The sequence below is a fragment of the Burkholderia sp. Bp9012 genome, from assembly GCF_003853825.1.
Lineage (GTDB): Bacteria > Pseudomonadota > Gammaproteobacteria > Burkholderiales > Burkholderiaceae > Burkholderia > Burkholderia diffusa.
Genome location: NZ_QTQA01000009.1, coordinates 243,609 through 265,382, shown reverse-complemented (window position 1 = coordinate 265,382; position 21,774 = coordinate 243,609). Strand labels below are relative to the sequence as shown.

The window sequence follows — 21,774 nt, the reverse complement described above, 5'->3', positions numbered from 1 at the left end:
GTCACGCCTTCCCGCGCGGGAGATAGGACAGACGACCGAGAATGGCATCCGCCAGCGTGGCCGGCAGCAGGCGCAGCAACTTGATGCCGAGGGCAAGACTGAACGGAAAGGCAATTTCCACGCGGCGTCGCGCGAGACGCTTCTTGATGTACCCGGCAGCCTTGTCCGCACTCCACATGAACGGTTTGCTGCCCGGGAAGACGTCGCTCATCGCCGTGCGGACAAAGCCCGGCATTACGACCGACAGGCCGATGCCCTCGCGTGCGAGGATCGGGCGCACGGAATCGCAGTAGGCGACCAGCGCCGCCTTGCTCGCGCAGTAGGCGGGCGAGATGGCCATGCCCCGCAATGCGGCGAGCGAACTGACGACCGCGATCTGCCCGCACCGGCGCATGCGCATCCGGTCGATGGCCGGCAGCACCGCATGCAACGCGCCGTACAAGTTGGTATCGACGACGTCGGCGGTGCGCGCCATATGCTCCCAGTCGTCGACGGACTGCAGCGTGCTGGCCACGCCCGCATTCGCAATCATCAATTCGATTGGATACCGCGTATCGAAATCGATCATCCAGTCCTGGACGGCGGCCGAGTCGCGCACGTCCATGCAGCCGATCACGACGCGGGCGCCGCGCGCACGGCATTCCGCGGCGACGGATTCCAGCCGCGCCGAATTTCTGCCGATCAACCCCAGCGTGGTATCGGGCGCGGCATAACTCAATGCCAGCGCACGTCCAAGCCCGGCACTGCTGCCGGTTATCACGATTGCTCGCGGCCCGCTTGCGCTCACCTGCCCTCCCCGGTTGCGTATATTGCTGCTTGCCATCGTTTTAAACAGACTTTGTTTTTCAGCGATGTCTGGTTGTCGATCTTCAAGCGCCAAGCGCTGCCTGATATTTCGATCAAGCAGCAGGCAACATTTTCGATTTATTGCGTTCGATTATTTCGTATGATTTGACCACGCCCGCAACACGTCACGCATTGGCATCGCACATCGACGTAAAGATGTGCGACCACCCGAATCAGGGTTGCGAAAAAATGTGCGGGCCATGCAGCGGAACGACACCGCATGGAAATTTGCGCGGCGCGTAAGGTTGTTGGCCACAAGCTTACAAGACGCCGACGCGATCATACATCAATATTAGTATTCGCGTAATACCTTGCATGTTACGACCGCTTACGTAACACATGTTCTCGGTAATCGGGACCATGCAAAAGACGAAACTCGCATTGCTTGCAATCGTCGGGGGCCGGTCGCACGCCGATCTGCGAAGTGCAAGCATCGGAAAAAACTGCCAAGTCATGCACTTGGCCGTCCGGCACCGGCCGATTTGCACGACGTTTCAGTCGCATCGATTACCGATGCTTGCGTCACCGCCTGACCGACTTCATGCGGCAATCCTGCAAGCCGTTGTTAAAGTCTCCCGGTTACTTGTCAGACATGAATCTCCGACCTGGCGGTTTCGATGAGAGACTGTCTGGTGGCATTCTGCCCCGTCCAATTTGGACGTACAGGATTCCTCGAATGTTCTTTGCAAATCTTGATGATCCTTCGACTCGCTTGATGTGCCGAGTCATGTATGCAGATCGTCAAGGGCGCCTCCGGATCGGTGCCAGACCGGAGAAGCGAGCGAAGCCGGGCGGCCACGCCATCGGTAAAAGTGAACGCACTGTGCCGATTCGATCGAGCGAGCCCAGTCGGGCAACGCTCGACGGTCTGCTGCATCCGTCGCACGAAATCGTTCGTTAGCTTTCGCTCCCTCGTCGTGCAAACATTTTCGTTTCTTTCGATACTGACAATCGCTTTACGTGGACCATATGCGCGAAAGGGAGGCGTCCTTGACGAATCGGCATTCCGTGCCCGTCATTCTGGTCGATTGGACGGCGCTCACCCTGAAATCACGATTGCACACGGACACGATGCTCTTGCCACGACCAATAGAGAACCATACCGAAGCCGACGCAAACCGTTACGTTGAGCGGAATCAGAATATAGTTCTTTTTCTGAATCGCCAGCAAAACCGTCATGAGTGAATAGGCGAACGTGGCGATTTCCCCGGCCAGCAGAACTGCATTGATGCGCGGCATCGTCGAGCGATAGGCTTCCTTGCCTTTTGGCGTGCGATGAAAACCGCTATACACGCCGAAAACCGCACGCACGCCCCCCGCGAAGTAATACCAGGCCATCGGCAAAAACATCGCGATATAAAGGTAGGTCTCCCATACCGCTTTCAGAACACTCGGCTTGTCGTCGAATCTCGCGCCCTTGCGCGAACCAAACGCATTCGCAAGCGCCCAAACTGCCACGAGAACGAAAAAGACGAATGCGCCGAGATGAATCCCCTCGCCGTCGAAATGCACCAGGCAAGTCAACGGCATGCTGAGCAGGATCAGCACGTAGATCGAAGCCAGCAGCACGGACGAGAACATCACCGAGATCGCGTGCATCCGCTTCATCAGCGGCATGCTTTGCGACAGCATCTGTCCGACATGCTTGAACCCGCTGTGGATCAGGCCGCGCCCCCAGCGTTCCCGTTGAATGCGAAACGCGCTGATGGTCTCCGGCAGCACCGACATGGAAACGACTTCTCGCATATACGCGTATTTCCATTCGCCGAACTGCGCGCGATAGCCCAGGTCCACGTCTTCGGTGACGGTCGACGCATTCCAGCCGCCCAGCGCATCGACGCACTCCTTGCGCCACACACACGAGCTGCCGCTCAGCGAAGCCATGTCGCCGTCCTCGCTCAGCCCCACCGTCACGTACTGCTGGTGGCCCATTTCCATGGCCTGGAAGCGTGTCAGGAACGACGCGTCGCGATTCTCGTAGCCGATGCCGGTCTGAAGGAAGCCGAGCTTCGGATCGGTGAAGCACGGGATGGTCTTCAGCAGGAAGTCGGCGGGCGGCACGAAGTCCGCATCGAAGATCGCAAAGAACTCGCCGGACGACTGCTGGATGCCGTTTACCAGGTTGCCGGCCTTGTAGCCCGTTCGCGACTCACGCTTGACGAGCCGGATGTCGATTCCGTCGGCGGCGTAGCGATCGACTTTCGACCGCGCGAGCTTCGTCGTCGCATCCGACGAATCGTCGAGCACCAGGATCTCGATCTCGTCAGGCGGATAGGTCAGGCGGCAGGCCGCGTCGATCAGCCGCTCGACCATCTCGGACTCGTTGCAGATCGGCAGCAGCACGCTGACCCGAGGATGAAACCCGTCTTCGGAGATCCGGACGGGCTGCGCCAGATCGGTCAGCTTGCGCCGTTCGACCTTGCGGGAAATCAGCAGCACGCGCAATTCGAGCAGCACGTACAGCGCGAAATAGAGCACCACCAGCAGGAAAACCAACTGGGCAGCGTAGGAAAGCAGCGCGAGCATCGTGACCGCTTCCCCCTCAGATCTTCACGACGGCGCAGATTTCTTCCAGCCGGTGCGCCCACGTATGGTTCTCCCGTACGTAGCGCGCGCCTGCCTCGGCTCGGTCCAGATCATCCTGCGACGGGCCATGCCGAAGCCGCGAAAACAACTCCCGTGCCTCGTCATGCGTATCGATCACATGGCAGAACTCGCGGAAATACCGATCGACCGCGCGGCTCGCGTTGGTCACCGCGATGCCGCCGCACGCGAGAATCTCGAGCAGGCGCCGCGAGAACATCGTCTCGGAGCCCGTCACCGAATTCACATTGATCGAGATCGCATGAGACTTGTACACGTGCGCGGTTTCCCGATGCGGCACCTTGCCGTGCACGCGCAGCCCGTTCCTCTTCGGATAACGGAACTCGAAGAAGCGCGACAGGCGATCGTGATTGCGATCGAACACGTTGAGCTGCAGATTGCTCTGCTCGCAGGCGTCGAACACCATGTCGAGAAAGCGGCGACGTTCGTTCAGGATGCGCCGGTAGTAGCTGCCCGTGAAGCACGCCTCGTTGCGGACGAAATTGAAGCCCGAAAAACTATGCGACGCCGGTTGATACGGCATCACCAGCGTGTTCACCGGCACGTGCGCAGGCACCTGCTGCCGATATCGGTCGAGACACTCCTCGTCGGTCGTGAACACGTAGTCGAACACCTTCGCCACATCGATGAACGTGTCGAAAAAAGCACCGTCGTCCTTGTTCCAGAATACGGTCGGAACACCCGCGCGCCTCGCGAAGTCGACCAGGCGAAAGATCGCCGTCGGCTTGCTCAGCCGCATCAGCGGCGATTGTCGCGCCAGCTCGTAGCGCCAGCTCCCGTCCACGCCGTGAAACGCCGATTCGACGAGCACGAGATCGGGTTTCCAGTTGCCGATCACGTCCGCGTAGTTGGCAGGCGTCATGGTGCGCACGCGACACTCCGCCGACAGGCAGTCCGCCGTGAAGTAATCGGTAACGAGCGCGATCTTCAGGCGCCCAAAGCGTCCGGCCTGCTCCACATCCTCTGCAACCGTCGGATAGTCGTAGACCAACGAACCCAGTTTTCTAATGACCCTGCCGACCATTTAACCCCTCACCCTGCGACATTGGCAGTGCATTCATGACAAATTCGCGCCAGCGGCGCTGTGTGGCCGCGTATTCTCTCGCCTGGTCACCGAACGCCGCGAGCGTACCGCGATCGGACAGCGCCACATCGATCACCCGTGCCAGGTCGACCGCATCGCCGGCCTTGAAAAACCAGCCGGCCGGACTCGGACCCATTTCGTCGCGAAACACCGGCAGATCCGGCACGATCACCGGCTTGCCCATCGCGAGCGCTTCCACGAGCTTGATCGGCGGCACGATCTCGCAAACCTTGAACGGCTTGCGCGGGATGCACACCAGTGCGCAACGGCCCAGCGCCCTGCGCGCCTGCTCGGGCGAGGTCCGGCCCAGAAAACGAATCTGCTCCGACAATCCGAGGCGCTGGACCTGCGCTTCCAGCACCGGCCGCGCCTCGCCTTCTCCGACGATCTCGACCCGCACCGCGCGCCCTTGCCCGTTCAACCGGCCGACCGCTTCGATCAACGTATCGAGTCCTTCATAGCCGATCAACGAGCCCGCATATCCGATCGTGTCGGCGTCGATCTCCTCTGGCGCCGAAGGTGCAAACCGCTCGGGGTCCACGCAATTCGGCAGCAGATGCATCCGCTCGCCGGCAATCCCCCATCGGTCGCGCGCGAACCGCCCCAGTTGCGCCGAGATCACGAACAGCTTGTCCGCATGCCGGGCCACCAGACCCTCCAGCTGCAGCCCCTGCACGAACCCCTGCCGCCCCTCGTATTCGGGCATGCGCGAGATGCGCGTCAGCTCCCACAACCCGCGCATCTCGTACTGGAACGGAATGCCCAGTTGCCGCGCCGCCAGCAGGGCCGGCAGCGCGTTCACGTGATTCGACGCGGCATGGATCACCGACGCGCGATGCTGCATGGCCACGCGCGCGATGACGGGCGCCGCCTGCAACGCATACATCAGCACCGGCCGGTTGTTGAACGGCGCGCTCGCATGCAGATACCGGACCTCGCTCACCTGCGTCTCGCTTCCGGCGACATCCGTCAGGCGATCCACGCGATCGCCGGGATAGCCGGGCCGCGTCAGCGGATGCACGCGACCGCCCGCAGCTGCCAACGCGCGAACGACTTCGTGCGTGCGCGTCGTATAGCCGCTCGTGTGATACGGCAATGCGCTCGCCGCCACGTACAGCATGCTGTCCGGATCGCCGACGAACGGCACCCCGCGCGAACGCTGCTTCAATTTGCGCTCGAGCACATGCGCCGTCAGTCGACGGCTCATCGCGAGCAGGGGCTCGGTCAATGTCGTCTGCAACGAATCGAGCATCGTGCTCATGCTTTTGCCGCCCCGGCCGCCTTCAGTTCGGCAAGGGAGAGATCGGTCGTATGCGTGGTCCGGATCTTGCCGCGGGACTGCAGGTCCAGGAATTCCGACGTCGTGATCACGTCGTAGTCCTTCGTGAGGCGCGACAGGAGTTTCCGGTAGCCTTCGACGCGCTGGTCGTCCCGGTACGTCGCGTGCCCGTTCTCGTCCCAATACAGCAGCGACCACGAATGGAGCAGAAAAATCGAGAACGTCGGACTGCCGCTGAACGCGTCGAGCAGCAGCTTGCCCCACCACGGACGAAACCGGAAATACGGCGATTCAGGGTAAGTCAGGCGTGCCCACCATTCGTCCTTGCCGACCTTCGGCAGGATCTTCTTTTCCGTCATCGGCACCTCGATCACGCCGTTCGACCACTGGAACGGCAGATTCGTGGGCTCGCTGTAGTTGCACTGCCCGGCATGGACCGCGCACAGGGAATTATTGAACGACAGTCGTACGCCGGTGGACTTCAGCGCCCGGATCGTCGACGCATTCCAGCGAAATGAACCGGCACGATGCGCCAGCACCGGCTTGCCCGTTTCCGCCGCAATCAGCTCGCCGAAGTGGCGAATCACGAACTCCGCACGCGCATCGTCCGTGTATTGATTCATGTATTGCGGCCGCCGCGCAAGGCCGTGCTCGGCCCAGAACGAGTCCGGCAGGTATTCCGGATGCGTATGCAATTGAACGTCCTGCCCCGCCGCATCCAGCCGACGCACGACCTCCTTCGTTTCGTCGAGGTACGCATACGCGCCGCACTGGTCCACGAAGAACACGTGCTTGACGCCGAACTCGTCGCCGATGGAAGCCATTTCCGCGACCCCGGCCCGCCCCTTCTCGTGCACACCCCACATCAGCCGCTTGACGTGATCTTCCGTGGCGCGCTTGGGCAGCGCCTCGGTATCCACCGTCAATATGGCATAGCGATTTCTATCCATCATGTTCAGTTCACTTCCACCAATGCCTTCCAGTCTGCGTCGCTGGCCTGCGCCGCGGCCGGCGGCACGATCCGCGCCCCGCGATAGCGCCACGCGAGATACGCGCGCTTTCTTTCGTGATACGAACGATCGTCACCGCTCAATTCCGGCAGGTATTCCACCAGCCAGCCCAGCCGTGAATAGAAGGCGAAATCGGCTACGTCGGTCACCAGTACCGGCGCCAGCGTATCGTTGCCTTTCAGCCGCGCGGAAAAGTCTTCGCACGCACGGCGCAGTGCATCGCGCTCCGTACCCGGCGCCCAGATCAGCAGCGTGTTCGCTTCGGCCGAAACCGGTGCATGCTTCAGGGTCGGCAGCCACGGATATTTCGTCACGTGAGGCGGAATCACGCCCAACGTGGCCAGCACGCGCTTGGCACCGCGCCACGCGCGCTCCTTCAGCGTGGCCGGCGGCTTTCCGGCGAGCAGGTCATGGCGCGTCAGCAAAGTCCAGTCGGGCTTCGCCGCCAGCGCGCGCAACTCGCGCCTCAAGGTCCGGGTTTGGTCGATGATGCTCAATGCGTTCGCCTCTTGTCAGCAATCCTGGCGAGGATCTCGTCCGCCGCGAGCGACGCACCGTTCATCGGCACCGCGCGCCGCGCCGTAACGGGCAACATGCCCAGCAGCGCGTCGACGGCGGCCTTGCGCTCCGGTTCGGTCTCGCACGCCGAAACGACGGCCGGCATCACGTCGGCGACCATCCGCGCGCGGCGAACCTGATCGTCCACCAGTTGCGCGTTGGGCACCAGCAACGCAGGAACACCCGACTGCACCAGTTCGCAGCAGGTGTTGTAGCCCGCTGCGCCGACAAATGCATCGAACGCGCGCAGATAGCGCGCCAACGGATAGACCGAGACCGGCAACACGCCGGCCGGCAATTCGACGTCACGCACCGAGATGGGCGCCCGCGCCCACACCACCTGAAATCCGGCCGCCTCGAACGCGGCGATCAGTCCGTGTCCGATGCCGGCGACATCCTTCAGGTTGCCCGGGCCAAGCGAAAAGAGGACGAAGCGACCCGTCTGCGGCAGGCCAAGCGCGTCTCTCGCGGCTGCACGGTCGAGCAACTCGTCGTCCTCCAGCAGGCAGACCGGCGGAACCGTCAGCCGCGTGCCGCCGTTCGTCAGGGACCCGCGCGCCTCGGTCGCACCCAGTTCACCAGGCTGGATCACGAGATCGAACAACGCTTCGTCCACCGGCACCGTCTTGGTATCGGCCTTGAGCAGCCCGCGATTGGACCACACGAGGACGGGTGATCCATACATCTCGCAGGCCGTCAGCAAACCCTTGAACGGCCACGTTCCGTCGAATACGACCGCATCCGGGCGAACCCGCTCCAGCATCAAGCCCAGCCGTACGGCCAGTTCGCTGTTCCAGCCGAACGTCGAACTCGACGACCAGTAATGCGAAACGAAGTAGTCCGCTTCGAATCCCATCTCCTCGATGATCTCGATCGCCGACGCCAGCGAAAAGAAAAACGGGCGCGCGCGGCCCCGCAGGCGACGCGCGTACGCGAGGCAACGGTTCAGATGACCCATGCCCGAGCCGTTCACGTTGAAGAACAGGATGCGCGGCAATGCGCTCGCCGCGCGCGCCGCGTGACCGGACTTCGGGTCGATCATGCGTCGCCGCCGAACAGGTCGCGCGTGTAAACCTTGCCTGCGACGTCGGTCAGATCGTCGGTCAGGCGGTTTGCAACGATCACGTCGGCGGAGCGCTTGAACTCGGCCAGGTCGTGAACGACCGACGAGTTGAAGAACGTCGATTCGTGCAATGCCGGCTCGTACACGATGACCTCGACGCCCTTGGCCTTGATGCGTTTCATGACGCCCTGGATGCTCGACGCGCGGAAATTGTCGGACCCCGCCTTCATCACGAGGCGATAAATGCCGACGACCTTCGGCTTGCGCTTGAGAATGCTCTCGGCGATGAAGTCCTTGCGCGTGCTGTTCGACTCGACGATCGCGCGGATCAGGTTCTGCGGCACGTCGCGATAGTTGGCGAGCAATTGCTTCGTGTCCTTGGGCAGACAGTAGCCGCCGTAGCCAAAGCTAGGGTTGTTGTAGTGCGCGCCGATGCGTGGATCGAGGCAGACGCCGTCGACGATCTGGTGCGTATCGAGACCGTGCTGCGCAGCGTAAGTGTCCAGTTCGTTGAAATAGGCCACACGCATCGCAAGGTACGTATTCGCGAAGAGCTTGATCGCCTCGGCTTCCGTGCTGCCCGTGAACAGCGTCGGAATATCCTGCTTGATCGCCCCCTGCTTCAGCAGGCCGGCAAACGCTTCGGCTCGCTCGGAACGTTCGCCGATCACGATCCGCGAAGGGTGCAGGTTGTCGTACAGCGCCCGGCCTTCGCGAAGGAATTCGGGCGAGAAGATCAGGTTGTCGGTGCCGAGTGCCGCGCGCGTACGCTCGGTGTAGCCGACCGGAATGGTCGACTTGATCACCATCACCGCCCGCGGGTTGATCGCCATCACGTCGCGGATGACTACCTCGATCGAGCGGGTGTTGAAGTAGTTCGTGTCCGGATCGTAATCGGTCGGCGTGGCGATCACCACGTAGTCGGCGCCGGCGTACGCGTCTTCCTTGTCCAGCGTCGCGCGGAAGTTCAGGCGCTTGTGGCGCAGGTAGTCCTCGATCTCGGCATCCTCGATCGGCGACTCCTTGCGATTGAGCATCGCCACCTTCTCGGGGACGATGTCGAGCGCCACGACTTCATTGTGCTGCGACAGCAGGACGGCGTTGGACAGGCCGACGTAGCCTGTGCCGGCGATAGCGATTTTCATGCAAACGTCTCTCAGACAGATAAAGAAATCCGCTGCCCTCCTTCCGGCCAAGACAAGCGCGCCCGTAGCGCGATCTGTGCCAGGAAAAGCAACTTCATTCCATTGCAGACGTCCCGTAACGGCCGAGCCCAACGGGCTGTCGTCCGGGGGAAGTCTGTTCACATTCAGCGGTGCCCGGCATTGCGTTCGAATGCCGCGCTTTCAAAGCCAGTCTGGTGTGCCAACAGGATCAAACCGACCACATCGACACGCTCGACTGCGAAGCGGGAGCCTCCCGATATGCGGCAACGCCCCCGCTTCTCGCGGCATGTCCCACAACCTCCACAATCCATGGCTGCTGCTTCATTCACTCGTCCGAGGCGTCACGCGACGTTCGAATCGATTTCAACATCAGATCGGAGACAAAATTACACGGCACCGCAGATTTGCAGTCCCTCGGACGATCTCTATTGTCCGCAGGCAGGCTAAACCACGAAATCGCATAATTGGCGTCGGCGCTATCAGGTGCCGAATCTCCAATGGCGACAGGACGAACATTCAGCTCGGCTCCCTTCGGGGCCTGACGATCCTTGATTGCAATTGTCGGCGCCCATACGCTTGCACCAAGCACCTGTCGAACCTTGAGCGAATCGCCATCGTAGACAAACGTCTTCGTACCGATATCCCGTTGATGAACCTGTTCGATCAAGCGTCCGTTTCTCATCTTCACGCCCGAGAAATTGATCTCACTCGGAATCGTCCCACCGCCCCTCGGGTCCCACCGATAGGTCCATTGGGTCGCTGGCACAGACTTCCATCCGTTGCTCTCTCGTCTGGCGTGGAACAACTGTGTAGCACCGGTCGAATCGAATTTCAGGTATGAGATGACCGGGCGACCCGCTGCATCGAACCCGATCCGGACGTTGTTGATCAGTCCGCTACCCTTCGGAATGGCGTCCACAACTTCAGCTGTGGCTGGCGTGATGGGCAACTGTACAACCTCTCCTCGGCTATTCCTCCAGGTGCGCAGATCAGAGCTCTTCGCATAACTGACGTTAAAGTTGGTTTCGACTCTGTAGGTCTCTCGCCAAACCCAGGCTACGTGGAAAAAGCCGTCCGGCCCTAACTGGTAATCCGAATGGTACGCGTTGACTGTACTCTTTCCCGAGTTCGGAGCGAAGATCGGCTGCTCTGTCCAACGAACCCACCGCGAACCTTCCAGCCGGTTGATCAATTCAATACCGTTGCCACTTCGGCCAGATCGGTATGAGTACCCCAGTGCGCCGTCAGCGAAGCGGAAAAAGTACGGATAGGTGGTTCGAGTCTCGTCCGCTCCGGTCATCGGCCGGAGCGCATCGAGTCCAGCCAATCTATCCGGGCCGTCCGTTCGGGCATAAATCAACGGAGATACATGCATATTCCCCGATACATGGAGCCGGTTCTTGTCGTCGAGGACGAGGGAAATATAGTTGTGCTCGTCCCACCCCTCGAAGCGGGACGGAACCCTGATTTTTTCTTTCTCACCAGTGCATTTATTGATTTGCGCAACCGTGAGCCAACGATCAGCGTCGTAGTAGGCAACGTAGATGAACTTCTTGCTCTCGAGAGAAGCGAACTCGACGTGCGCGCTCCCCCAGACCTGATCGATCGGCAGTTCCGGCTGCAGAGCCTTGCAGGAATCGATGTCGCTGTCTGCAAACGACGAGGTGGAAAAAGCCATCGTCGCTGCAACCGCAAGACATCCAATCAAATATCTTGGCATCTCAACCCCTCTTTTGAGAAAAACCACTTTTCCCATCGTTCAAGAACTATTCCAACTTTCGCTATAAATTTCGCAAGCATTCCACTCACTGCCCACTGCGACTTGCCCTTACCGATTCCTGCGTTTAACCAAGCTCCGTAGCTCGCAGATCGAGTTCACGAACTGCCGCCTGAACAGCACTATGCAGATCTCTAATTGCCGAAGACGAGAATGCCTCCCGAACTCGCCCCGGATAATCAGGATGAAGTTTTTCGAGCGCGGCATTGCCTTCGGCGACCAGCTTGGCCTTCTCCCCCTTGAAGCTGGCAGTTCGCACGTGGAATACGAACGACCACGGAGAAAGCAGATTTTTATAACCTACCTTTAGTCCACGCATGCAGAAATCATTTTCCTCTCCATAGCCACGCGGAAATGCCTCCTCATCAAAGGTACCTATTTTGTCGACAAGCTCCCGTTTGATGTACATACAGAACCCATTGCCGGTCGGAAGCTCGATCGGATCTTTGGGGGCACTCCCTGAGAGAACCACGGAAGCATATTCGTCATATGACATCCTGTCCGGTTTCGGATTCGCTCGGCCTGGGACGGGAAACGAAAATGCACCCGCGTTATCACTCATGGCAGTCACCGTGCCGACCGAGTCGGGCCCATACGCAGCGATTCTCAGTCCAAGTAGCCAATTCGACGTCACCACCGTATCGCTGTTCAACAAAACGACGTCATCCGTACCGGCAAGCTTCAACCCTCTATTGACCGTTTTCGTATAACCAATGTTTTGCTCGTTGCGAACGACGGTCACATTGCCAATGCCGTCGAACTTCGAGAGCGCAGGAAATACATGCTGGTCCGGGCTTCCATCATCGATGACTAGCAAGCGCGTATGTTGCGGGTCCGTATTTGCGATAACGCTTTCGATGCACGCTATCGCCTCGTTCAGTGCGTTATATACAGGAACGATTACCGTGACATCCCGATCAACTGCATGCGTCGGGAAACGTCCGTATTTTTCCGTCGCGCGCTTGAGCATCTGTTTGGCCTGATCCGCGGCCCGCGATACTTTATCCACGACCGGATCTCGTTCGAGAATTTTCGAGAACGCCTTGCCGAGGTTGCCCTGAAGCGTTGCAGGCGTGTATTTCTCGAGGACAAATTGCCGCCCTGCCTCACCGAAGGTAGCGATCAGTGCCGGGTTCGCGCAGAACGCCCTAACCTTCTGTGCAACCTGAGCGACATCCCGATACGGAACCAGGAATCCCGTTTTCCCGGATTGGACGAGTTCGCCTAATGCACCCCAGTCATACGCAATAACGGGGCGTCCTGCCGATAGCGCTTCGGCTACCGTTCGTCCGAACGATTCGGCAAACAACGACAGGTTGAGGACCACATTGACACCCGCTAGCGCCTCACGCGGCGTTTGCTTGTAACCAGCAAAAACCACATTTCGTGGAATCCGGCCACTCTCCTGCAACGCCATGAGGTCGCTTATTTCCTTTCGCTCGGGACCAACCAACCAGAATCTCGCCGCCGGGGCGATCCTTTCGCAAATTCGCGCGACCTCGACGAGATCGTAGATTCCCTTTTTCGGGATATTGCTGCTGATCAAGGCAAATGTGATCTCATTCGGATAAATGCGGTTGGGCACGTCGAGGCACGTCAGGTCGATCACGTTTGGTGCTACGAACGTGCGATCCGGATGTCGCAACGCCTCAGCAGTCGTTCTCGAGTTCGCCACGACGTAGTCGACGCTCGCATACACATGGCGCACAATGTCCTCCGGCGACATCCCGATCGCCTTCGAAAGATGCTCGTCGCTCGAAATCATCTCCCGCACGTGAACGACGCTGGGCACGCCACACTCCCGAGCAGCCTGCAGCGGCTCCCGGATAACGATCGTGTTGACGTATACAGCGTCGATCGAATGCTTTTTAATGATGGCGGAGAATCGTTCCACGGCAGATCGCGACATCGGTACTTCCTTTTGCCAGTGGTGATACTCGAAAACATAGAGCACTTGGACGTACTGTAGAACCTCTGCCAGATATTCCTCGTTGCCGAAACCCGGGAAGGTGGCAACGACGTTGAAGCCGCATCCGTTCAATGCGACTAGCATGTCCAGGAAGCTTCGCTCACCCCCGAACAACTGCGTTCCGGCCGCGTGTGCGCACAGGAGCAGCCGCGGCGCATCCTTCCGGATCGCCTGCTTGCCGGCGACAAACGTGTCTCGCTTAGGCACTACAGCGTCACCCGATACATCCGCAATAGGCCAGGACACGGCTTGCTCCAGGTCGCGGGAAGCCCGAGTCTCGGCGGGAGCGACCGCTGGACGATAGACCGCAATGCCCCTCTCCAGATTTCTTTCCGAATCGACTCGCCACTCCTTCACGACGTACCCATCCTCCGCATAGTAGGAGAAGTCGTCAGGCGTGTGCTTTTCCGACCATCGCGCAATAAATTTCGCTCGATTGTGCGCAATGTATTTTCCACGTCCGGGCGTCTTGCCTTCATAGTGAATCACCGTGGCGCCTGCCGCATACCAACAATGTCCACGAAAGCGCTCTCTGAGCCTGAGGCACAGATCGATGTCCTCTTGCCCGTTGATGAATACAGGATCGAATCCGCCGATTTCAGCAAAATCCTTGCTGCGCAGCGCGATACAGGCAGCTGTAATGGCCTGGAACGGCCGACTCTTGTTGACGCACTCAGCATCTCCCGGAAATTCCACGTATATCGGATAGCCGAGGGCACTCCATCGCGAAAATACCACCCCGCCACATTGCAGCGTTCCGTCCGGGAACAAGAGCTTGGGTTGAACGGCCATGACCTTTGCATCCGCAAGAGGCTGTACCAGTTCTTCCAGCCATCCATTCGTGACCGTCGTATCGTTGTTCAGAAATACGACCGACTTCCCGCTTGCGTGCGCAAAGCCGACGTTGCAGCCGAGCGCAAAATTCAGGTTCTCCCAGTTTCGTACGACTTTGACCCGCGTACCGCTCTTGAGCTTTTCAACTTGCGCGGCCGTAACCGGGTCGCTGCCATTGTCGACAAGAATGACTTCCCATGACAGCGTGGAATCCACGGTCAATATCGACTGCACGCATTTCACGGTGAGCTCGGGTTGGCCATACACCGGAATCACGATAGACACGTCGAGCGTGCGGGGCTTTTGAGATTCCGCGGCGAGCCGATCCCAGTCGATCAGCGTCCGGTTCAGCACTTCGAACCGGAACTGCGGCTCCTTCTCCGGCTCACTGAACAGCAACCTGCCCTCCCGCGCACCGCTGGACAGATAATGGAACAGCGGCTCGACCCTGTGTCGCCTGACATCCTGATTCTGAGACAGATATTGTGTCGGACTGAACGACTTGACCGGACGCTTTCCGCTGAAGCAGCCAATCAGAATGTAATGCATCAACGCATCGACATCCGTCGGCAGTTCTTCGGAATACTGAGATCTGTAAAGAGCTTCGTCAAAGATCCCTGCCTTGCAGATCGCGTTCACATATCGCGCAAGACCAGCTCGGTGCGCAAGAACGGCACCTACGTCGGCCTTGCCGACGAAGGCGGGATTGTTCGTCAACTGAAGCGTGCAATTTACTTCGCCGCCGCTCGACCCGTGCAGCAGACCGACACTGCCACCGTAAATGGTCGGCAGGAGCCCGAATGCGCGCTCCAACGCGTGCTCAAGCTTTCCGTCCTTTTCGTTCGCGGCATGCTGGTCCGCGATATGAAAGGTTGCATACCCGCAAATTTTTTCCAGTAGTTGAGGACGAACCCAAAACATAGTTCCTGCAAAAAATCCCCAGTCCGTCTCGGGAATGTCCCTGCCGTAGCTCTCTCTCAAGATGCGTGAAACGTTCGTCTTGTTCTCGTACATCAGTCTGGGTGCCGACTGATACAGCATCGCTGGTCCTGCCAGGCAAAGCTCAGGATGCTCCGCGAATGCGCGAACCACGGAGGAAAAGGTGTCGTCAGAACCCAGCAAGCTGTCGAGCATCACATTGCGCCACACGACCGCAGACTCGTCATAGCCGCGCTTGGTGTGTATCTTGCACACAGCCATGTATCGCTCGTTGATCAACGTAGGAATCAACGAGAGAAATGGGAGGATGTCCATCCCAAGATTGGGACCAAAGGCGAATCGCGCATTCGGGAAACTTGGGAGAATATTTTCGTGCGCGCTCGAAGCGAGTTCGACAGGCGCCGTCACAAAAAGATCGAAAGCGGTACCGATTCGCTCCAATCGTGCACAAATTTCCGGCCAGATCTCTGGATAAAAATAATGGACGACAACGGCAATTCGCCCAGAGACGCCGCCGCGTCCTGCGTCCGCCCACGGATGACCGTTTGCCGATCCAGCGACGCCCCAGGTCGCGAGTTGGCGTGTGTTTACCCCTCCCCGATCATCCGTTGTCGCAGATCCCGGATTGCCGGCGCCTGCTGCGTTCGACAGGTATTGCAGCGTTTCGCGAACCTTCTCGTCCAGGTTGTTGATGAGGAGTTCACAGTCTTTCGACAGCGGTAAATTGCGGTGTTGCTCGACAGCCTGACGCAGGTGAAACACATTCGTATCGTGGCCAAGCTCGCTATGAAAATAGGCACGCCCGGACTCGCTCAAGCGGTTAGCAGTATCGGAATCGCTCAATACCTGCCCCAGCCGGGCACTCAACGTTTCTGGCGTGACCGCCAGAAGCGCGCCTCGCGCGATGACATCGGCCAGCGCCTGGGTCTCACTTGCCAGAACAGGCATGCCGATGGCCAACGCGTCAGAGAGCTTGGCCGGGATCTGACGCTGTGCAGCGGCCGAACCGACATCCTGCAACAGAACGCAGACGTCCCCTAGCGCAACGATTTCCGGAGCACTTTCGATAGGTTGATTCCCGATAAAAAGGTATTCAACACCGGCAATCGCTTGCAATCTCGCCTTCAGTGCCGCATCGGAAAATTCACCGGCGATGACGAACACCATGTCATCCCGCTTGAGTGCTGCAATAGCCGCGGCGGTTTCAAGCAACCCCTTGTGCGTCCTGGGCGTACCGAAAAACAGTACGACCTTCTTCTCTTGCGGCACACCGTGCTTTTCCCGACACTTTCGCTTGAACTCTGGAGATGCATCAAAGAGCTTTTCATTCCGCGCATGCTGAATGACTTGGCCACCGTAGCGTTGCTTGAGAACGGTGTTCGAAACAGTAACGCCGTCGAAAGACCCGACAAGCCCGACGGCCAAGCGCGTCCAGTTCTTCCCCGCCAGGTCCGCTAGCGCAGGCAGTTGATGGTGTTTCTCGATGAATTCGTCAATGCCGACAGACGCGTCCTCACCGAAAAAGGCAAGTTCGTCGTCGTCGACATCTACGATGACCTTGGCACCCCAAATCAGCTTGTAGAGAATTCCCAGGAAGATATTCGGCGCGCGCGGCTTGGACAGATGCACGATGTCGCAAGGATGGTCCGCAACAAGTTCGATCGCCTGATCGATATAGCACGACTCATCGTCCGCCACGAAGCAGTGCTTCTCGATCCGACTTCCTCGAATAGGCTCCCAGATCTGTCGCCCGTACCTCGGAAATATGCTGCCGACGATTTCCACGTCCGCAAAACCTTCGTACAACATGGCCAGCGTGTACGCACGCCCGGCAGGATTACGCCCGAGATCCCAACCGCACACACCTACGCGCGGTCTTTTGACGCATTGGCGCTCTTTCAGATACTTCCTCCGCGCCAAAACGAAATTCGCCGAGATGTGCTTGGCCAACCCCGGAGCCTTGAGCAACACCCTTGCGTAGTGACTAATAGCGTCTTCGAAGTTTCCCGCCCGCATCGACGCGTTGCCAAGTGCGAGAGACGTATCCAGGTTATTCATCTTTTTAGAATTGGTTTTTAAATTTGAATTGGATGTCCAGCAGTGTGACGGGCCCATTCGTCTGCCGCCAGCCGATGTCATGACTGGGTTGCTCGTTGTACTGCAGCAACATACTCAATACGTTTTCCTGCTCCCACCGCAATCGGTCGATTACGGGTTCCGCGAACCCGAGATCCTCATCCCACAGAACCCGGGTGTTGTCTTGATGCCAGATGTACTCGGGGGCGGCCAGTACTGTCGCAACCATTCTTCCGTCGCTGTGATCTCCACGGGTGATGATGTACGCGTTGTCCTGGCGGTCGATAACGATTTCCGGCCGACTGATCGGAATCTGAAGCGTTCCACCACCTTCCAACGCAAACGACTCAACGCGTTGGGAAACTACCTGGTGATGCCATTGCTTGCCGTCGTACCGCAAATGTTGATACTGCGGGATGCCGTTCAAATCATCGGCATAAAAAACAATATGCGGACGATTGCTGCTGTCGAGCGCCATGCTGCATTGATTAATGAGGTTGCTGCCCGGGGACACCGGATGTACCGTTTCAGCATTTGCCGGCGTAATCGGAAGCTGGTAGCGCCGCCCTTTGGACGTTACCCAACTGATTCCATTGTCCAGCGAGCAGGCGTAGCCGATATTGATGTTGTTGACCCGCTCCTCCACGCCCAGCGTATGTGTACGCCAGACAAAGCTCAGGTGAAGGCTGCCGTTTCGACCAATAGCCGGGTGGTTCCAATAGGCGTTGCTGGTCCACGGTTTTGACTCGCTACCGCTCAAAACAGGTGTCGGATGGTCCTTCCAACACGCGGATGCCTCGTCATATGTCTTGAGACGCGCGGTGCCATTGTTGTGCACGCCATCGCGATATAGCAGCGTCAACGGAAAGCCATGATGCGGCTGCATGAATGTCGGGTAGGTTACCTTCGTTTCCGCAGTCCCAGTCATGGGCAGTTCATCGGTCCAACTCGATATATCGTTGGGTCGGGTGCTTCGGCGATATCGCAACTGCGTAGCGTGGTGATCGTAACAAATGTGCAGATGGTCAGCGCGATCGATACCCAGGCTGATGCTGTTGTGAGCGTCTGCCAAATTGTATTCACCGCACAGGTCAAACGTCTGTAAATCATCTGTCTCCAGATCACGGCGTACGACACGCAGCGTATGCGCATCGACATAAAAGGCCGTGATCTGCTTTCCCTGATGCGTCAGAACACCGTGGTGGCGAAAGATAACCGTATTGATCGTATTCCCGGCCCAAGCATCGCCTAGATCGAACTCAGCCAGCTTGACGACGTGAAAACCTCGTTTGGCGTGCGAGGACGGTCGATCCGATCGCGCAACGCTCTTCAGCTCTCTTTCAAGATGACCTGGCGCTACGCCAAGCTCGCTGCACTGCTGGTGGATTCGTGCCTGGGTCAACAGCGATCTGTCGGCCTCCGGTGTACCGATAGCGATGGAGGATTCGAAATGCGTGAGCGCCCTCGGCAAATTACCGGTCATGACGGCAGCGCGCCCCAAGCTGTTGTGAACGCCTGCTGCCAGAATCTGGCAAAGGAGCTTCTGGCTGATTCCCCAATCCTGGGCGAGTCGAATGAACTGTTTGGCTTCGGCGATTTGCCCAGTTTGCAGGCGCCCTGCCGCTGCGAGCAGGGCCAGCTTGGCTCGATCCGGATGGTGCTGCAAGACACCGCGCCCGAGTTGGGCGAGGCTGTGCCAGTCGCCGAACTGCCATTGCGTGCGCGCACGCTCCAGCAGATTCTCGTCGTAAGGAACAGAAGTATGTGCAGAACGGACCTCGACAACCGTGACGGGCTGCGCGGACTCCTTTACCGGGGTTTCATAGCGAATGGGCGCGGACTTCTTTCTCATAACCCGGACTCTCGAAGCAGAATGTCCTTGATCAGATCGAGTTGAGCTTCGGCCCGAACCATCTCCTCTTGCACAATCTTCTGGCGCGCCGCCAGCTCCGCCTCGTACACCTGACGACTTTGAATCAGGTGTTCCAATACATTGACTCGCGCGAGGCGTTCAGTCGCCTGCCTGGCAGAGTCATTGTGTTGCCCAGCGAGCACTGACTTCTCCTGCTCCAGCTGTGCCCTGGCTTGCTTCAAGGCTTCGATTTCGTGACTGCGCTCGGCCATCTGCTTGGCTGCCTGTTCGTACCGACCGGTGAGCGCTGCCATATCCTGCTCCAGTTGTGCCTTGGCCTGCTTCAGCGTTTCAACTTCTCGGTTGCGCTCTCCCGACTGCTTCGCGGCCTCTTCATACTGGCTTGCAAGCAGGAGCTTGCTCTGCTCCAGTTGCGCCCTAGCGTGCTTCAGCACCTCGACCTCCTCGCACCGCTCGGCAACCTGCTGCGCAAGCTCTTGATGTCGGCTTGCAAGTGCAATCTTGTCTCGTTCCAGCAGTGCATTCGTCTGCTTCAGCGCTTCGATCTCACGACTTTGCTCGGCCGCCTGCTTCGCTGCTTCTTCTCGCTGTCCCGCCAGCGCGAGTTTCTCCTGCTCCAGCCGAGCATTGGCATTTTGCAGCGCTGCGACTTCCTGACTACGCTCAGCCACAAGTCTGGTAGCTTCGTGATGCTTACCGATCAGGGTCGCGCGGTCTTGTTCCAGCTGAGTATTGACCTGCTTGAGCGCATCGATTTCCCGACCGCGCTCATCCATCCACTTCGCCGCATCTTCACGCTGCCCCGCCAGCGTCGCCTTGTCCTGCTCCAACTGCGAGGTGAGTTGCTTGAGTGAGTCGATCTCGTGGCTACGTTCGACAATCTGCTTCGCAGCTTCTTCACGTTGCGCCACCAGCGTCGCCTTGTCCTGCTCGAGCTGCATATTGCGTTGTTTCAGTGTGTCGATCACGCGGCTGCGCTCGGCCATTCGCTGCGCCGCTTCTTCGCCCTGCTGCGCCAATACCAGCCTTTCCTGCTCCAGTCGGGAGTTGACACGCTTTAACGCATTGGTTTCCTGAACACGTTCCGCGGCTTGCTTCGCGACATCTTCATGCCGCTCCAACAAGGCTGCGTGGTCCTCTTCCAATCGCGTTTTGATCTGTTTTAATGCATCGACGTCGCTGCTGCGCTCGGCCAGCAGCTTCTCGGCCGCCTGATGCAAACCGGCCAAAGTCGTCTTATCCTGCTCGAGCTGCGTGTTGAGTCGCTTCAGTGCTTCGACTTCGCGGTTGCGCTCGGACGCACGCTTCACCGCATCGTCGTGCAAATTGGCCAGTACGATCTTGTCCCGCTTGAGTTGCGCCATGATTTGCTCCAGCGCATCGACTTTCCGCGTTTGCTCGGCCGCCTGTTTCGTGACCTTTTCGTACCGCATCTCCAGCGCCGACTTCTCCTGCTTGAGTTGCACCTTCGCTTGTTTCAGCACTTCGACCGCACGACGACGGTCCGCAGCCTGCTTCGCAGCTTCCCGATGCTGCCACGTCAATGCCACCTGCTGTTGCCCAAACTGCGCGTTGGCTTGCTTCAGGTTCCTGATTTCCAGGGCATATTCATGCGCTTGAGTAACGACCTCTTCGTACCGGCGCGCGAGAATCAATTGGTCCTGCTCGAGTCGAGAATTGATCTGCTTCAGTGCCTCGACCTCGCCTGCCCGTTCGCGAACCTGCCGAGCAAGCTCGCCATGAAGATTCGTCAACGACTGCTTGTCCTCCTCAAGCCGAGCGTTCGCCTGCTTGAGCGTCTCGTTTTCGTCGCGAAGTGCTCCGAGTTGCTTCGATTGCTCGTCCCTTTCCCGTACCAGGCCGCTCAACTGACGTTCGATCTCGGCGCGACGCTCGGAAAACCCGGTCTTCTGCCTGGCCTCACGCTGCAGCGCATGGTGCGCCTCATGGCGCAACTGGGCAGCCTGCCGCCCTTCCGACTCGCTGAGCTGAGTGTCGGAAGGCAGTACGTCCAGCATGGCGCTCGCTTCGATAACGTCACCCGCTTCATGAAGCCGGAACGCAAGCCATTTCAATCGGTAAGACTTCGGATCGAGTGCATACGCGCGACGCGCAGCTTCGGCCGCGCGCACGCGATCGCCCTTCATCAGATACCGCGCCAAAGCGGTGTAGCCGTTGGCCTGCATGGCGGGTGAACTAGACTTCTGCGACATGAGTTTGTCGACCGCGTCGAAACTCCCCTCACCGTATGCGTCGATGACCTTGTCGAATCCTTTTCCACCCAGCGATTCCGGAGGCGTCTGCCGACTATATGACCGCCAGATCTTCCAGAGCTTTCCAGGCAACGTCGCAATCGAGCCCGGGGAATCCGCGCCCTTGATCAGCAAGTCCCCCAGCTTCGAATTCAATGCGTTGCGCGTCTCGGTCTCATGGACATACCGCTGAACGTCCACCAAAGCGAGCAAACGCCGACCTTCCGCCAACGCTTCGGGCAGTTCGTCGTCCACCCACCCCCTGCCGATCGCATCACCGGCTTCCGGCGCGGCAGCAAGGTCGGTCGCAGGCGATTTGTTCAGCAGATGGTGATGCTCGAGCGCCTCCTGAACTTGATGGAGCTGCAGGAGTAACAACTCGTTTTCTTCTCCCATCTCGTTGAGACGAGACTCGAGATCAGCCTGAATTTTCTGGTCCATTAT

Annotated in this window: 12 protein-coding genes; all 12 read right to left on the bottom strand. The window is 58.9% G+C overall.

Translation table 11 applies throughout. From position 1 onward, the window contains the following. Position 1 precedes the first annotated feature (1 nt). Positions 2-787: an SDR family oxidoreductase gene (locus DIE11_RS15015; protein ID WP_124625083.1), complete on the bottom strand. Its 786-nt coding sequence runs from the start codon at positions 785-787 to the stop codon at positions 2-4. Positions 788-1,896: 1,109 nt separating this feature from the next. Further along, the gene (locus tag DIE11_RS15010) at positions 1,897-3,372 is read right to left on the bottom strand and encodes a glycosyltransferase (protein ID WP_124625034.1); all 1,476 of its coding nucleotides are present in this window, start codon (positions 3,370-3,372) and stop codon (positions 1,897-1,899) included. A gap of 16 nt (positions 3,373-3,388) precedes the next feature. After that, entirely contained in the window at positions 3,389-4,441 is a 1,053-nt protein-coding gene (locus DIE11_RS15005; RefSeq protein WP_260437113.1) for a glycosyltransferase, read from the bottom strand. A 13-nt stretch (positions 4,442-4,454) separates the two neighbouring features. After that, entirely contained in the window at positions 4,455-5,795 is a 1,341-nt protein-coding gene (locus DIE11_RS15000; RefSeq protein WP_260437112.1) for a glycosyltransferase, read from the bottom strand. Continuing rightward, the gene (locus tag DIE11_RS14995) at positions 5,792-6,766 is read right to left on the bottom strand and encodes a polysaccharide deacetylase family protein (RefSeq protein ID WP_124625028.1); all 975 of its coding nucleotides are present in this window, start codon (positions 6,764-6,766) and stop codon (positions 5,792-5,794) included. The genes DIE11_RS15000 and DIE11_RS14995 overlap by 4 nt, the downstream gene beginning before the upstream one ends. 2 nt (positions 6,767-6,768) lie before the next feature. Next, entirely contained in the window at positions 6,769-7,320 is a 552-nt protein-coding gene (locus DIE11_RS14990; protein WP_124625025.1) for a hypothetical protein, read from the bottom strand. Next, positions 7,317-8,378 (bottom strand): glycosyltransferase, encoded by a 1,062-nt coding sequence (locus tag DIE11_RS14985; RefSeq protein WP_221622457.1) that lies wholly within the window; start codon positions 8,376-8,378, stop codon positions 7,317-7,319. The genes DIE11_RS14990 and DIE11_RS14985 overlap by 4 nt, the downstream gene beginning before the upstream one ends. Positions 8,379-8,419: 41 nt before the next feature. Continuing rightward, positions 8,420-9,589 (bottom strand): nucleotide sugar dehydrogenase, encoded by a 1,170-nt coding sequence (locus tag DIE11_RS14980; RefSeq protein WP_124625019.1) that lies wholly within the window; start codon positions 9,587-9,589, stop codon positions 8,420-8,422. Between the two features lie 346 nt (positions 9,590-9,935). Then, positions 9,936-11,288 carry a BNR repeat-containing protein gene (locus DIE11_RS14975; protein WP_185633764.1) on the bottom strand — a complete coding sequence of 451 codons (1,353 nt, stop codon included), beginning with the start codon at positions 11,286-11,288 and terminating at the stop codon, positions 9,936-9,938. A 166-nt stretch (positions 11,289-11,454) separates the two neighbouring features. Further along, positions 11,455-17,187, bottom strand: coding sequence for a glycosyltransferase (locus DIE11_RS14970; protein WP_185633763.1), 5,733 nt, complete (start codon positions 17,185-17,187; stop codon positions 11,455-11,457). 4 nt (positions 17,188-17,191) lie between these two features. Beyond that, positions 17,192-19,057 (bottom strand): BNR repeat-containing protein, encoded by a 1,866-nt coding sequence (locus tag DIE11_RS14965; RefSeq protein ID WP_124625010.1) that lies wholly within the window; start codon positions 19,055-19,057, stop codon positions 17,192-17,194. Further along, entirely contained in the window at positions 19,054-21,771 is a 2,718-nt protein-coding gene (locus tag DIE11_RS14960; protein ID WP_124625007.1) for a hypothetical protein, read from the bottom strand. The genes DIE11_RS14965 and DIE11_RS14960 overlap by 4 nt, the downstream gene beginning before the upstream one ends. Between the last annotated feature and the right edge of the window lie 3 nt (positions 21,772-21,774).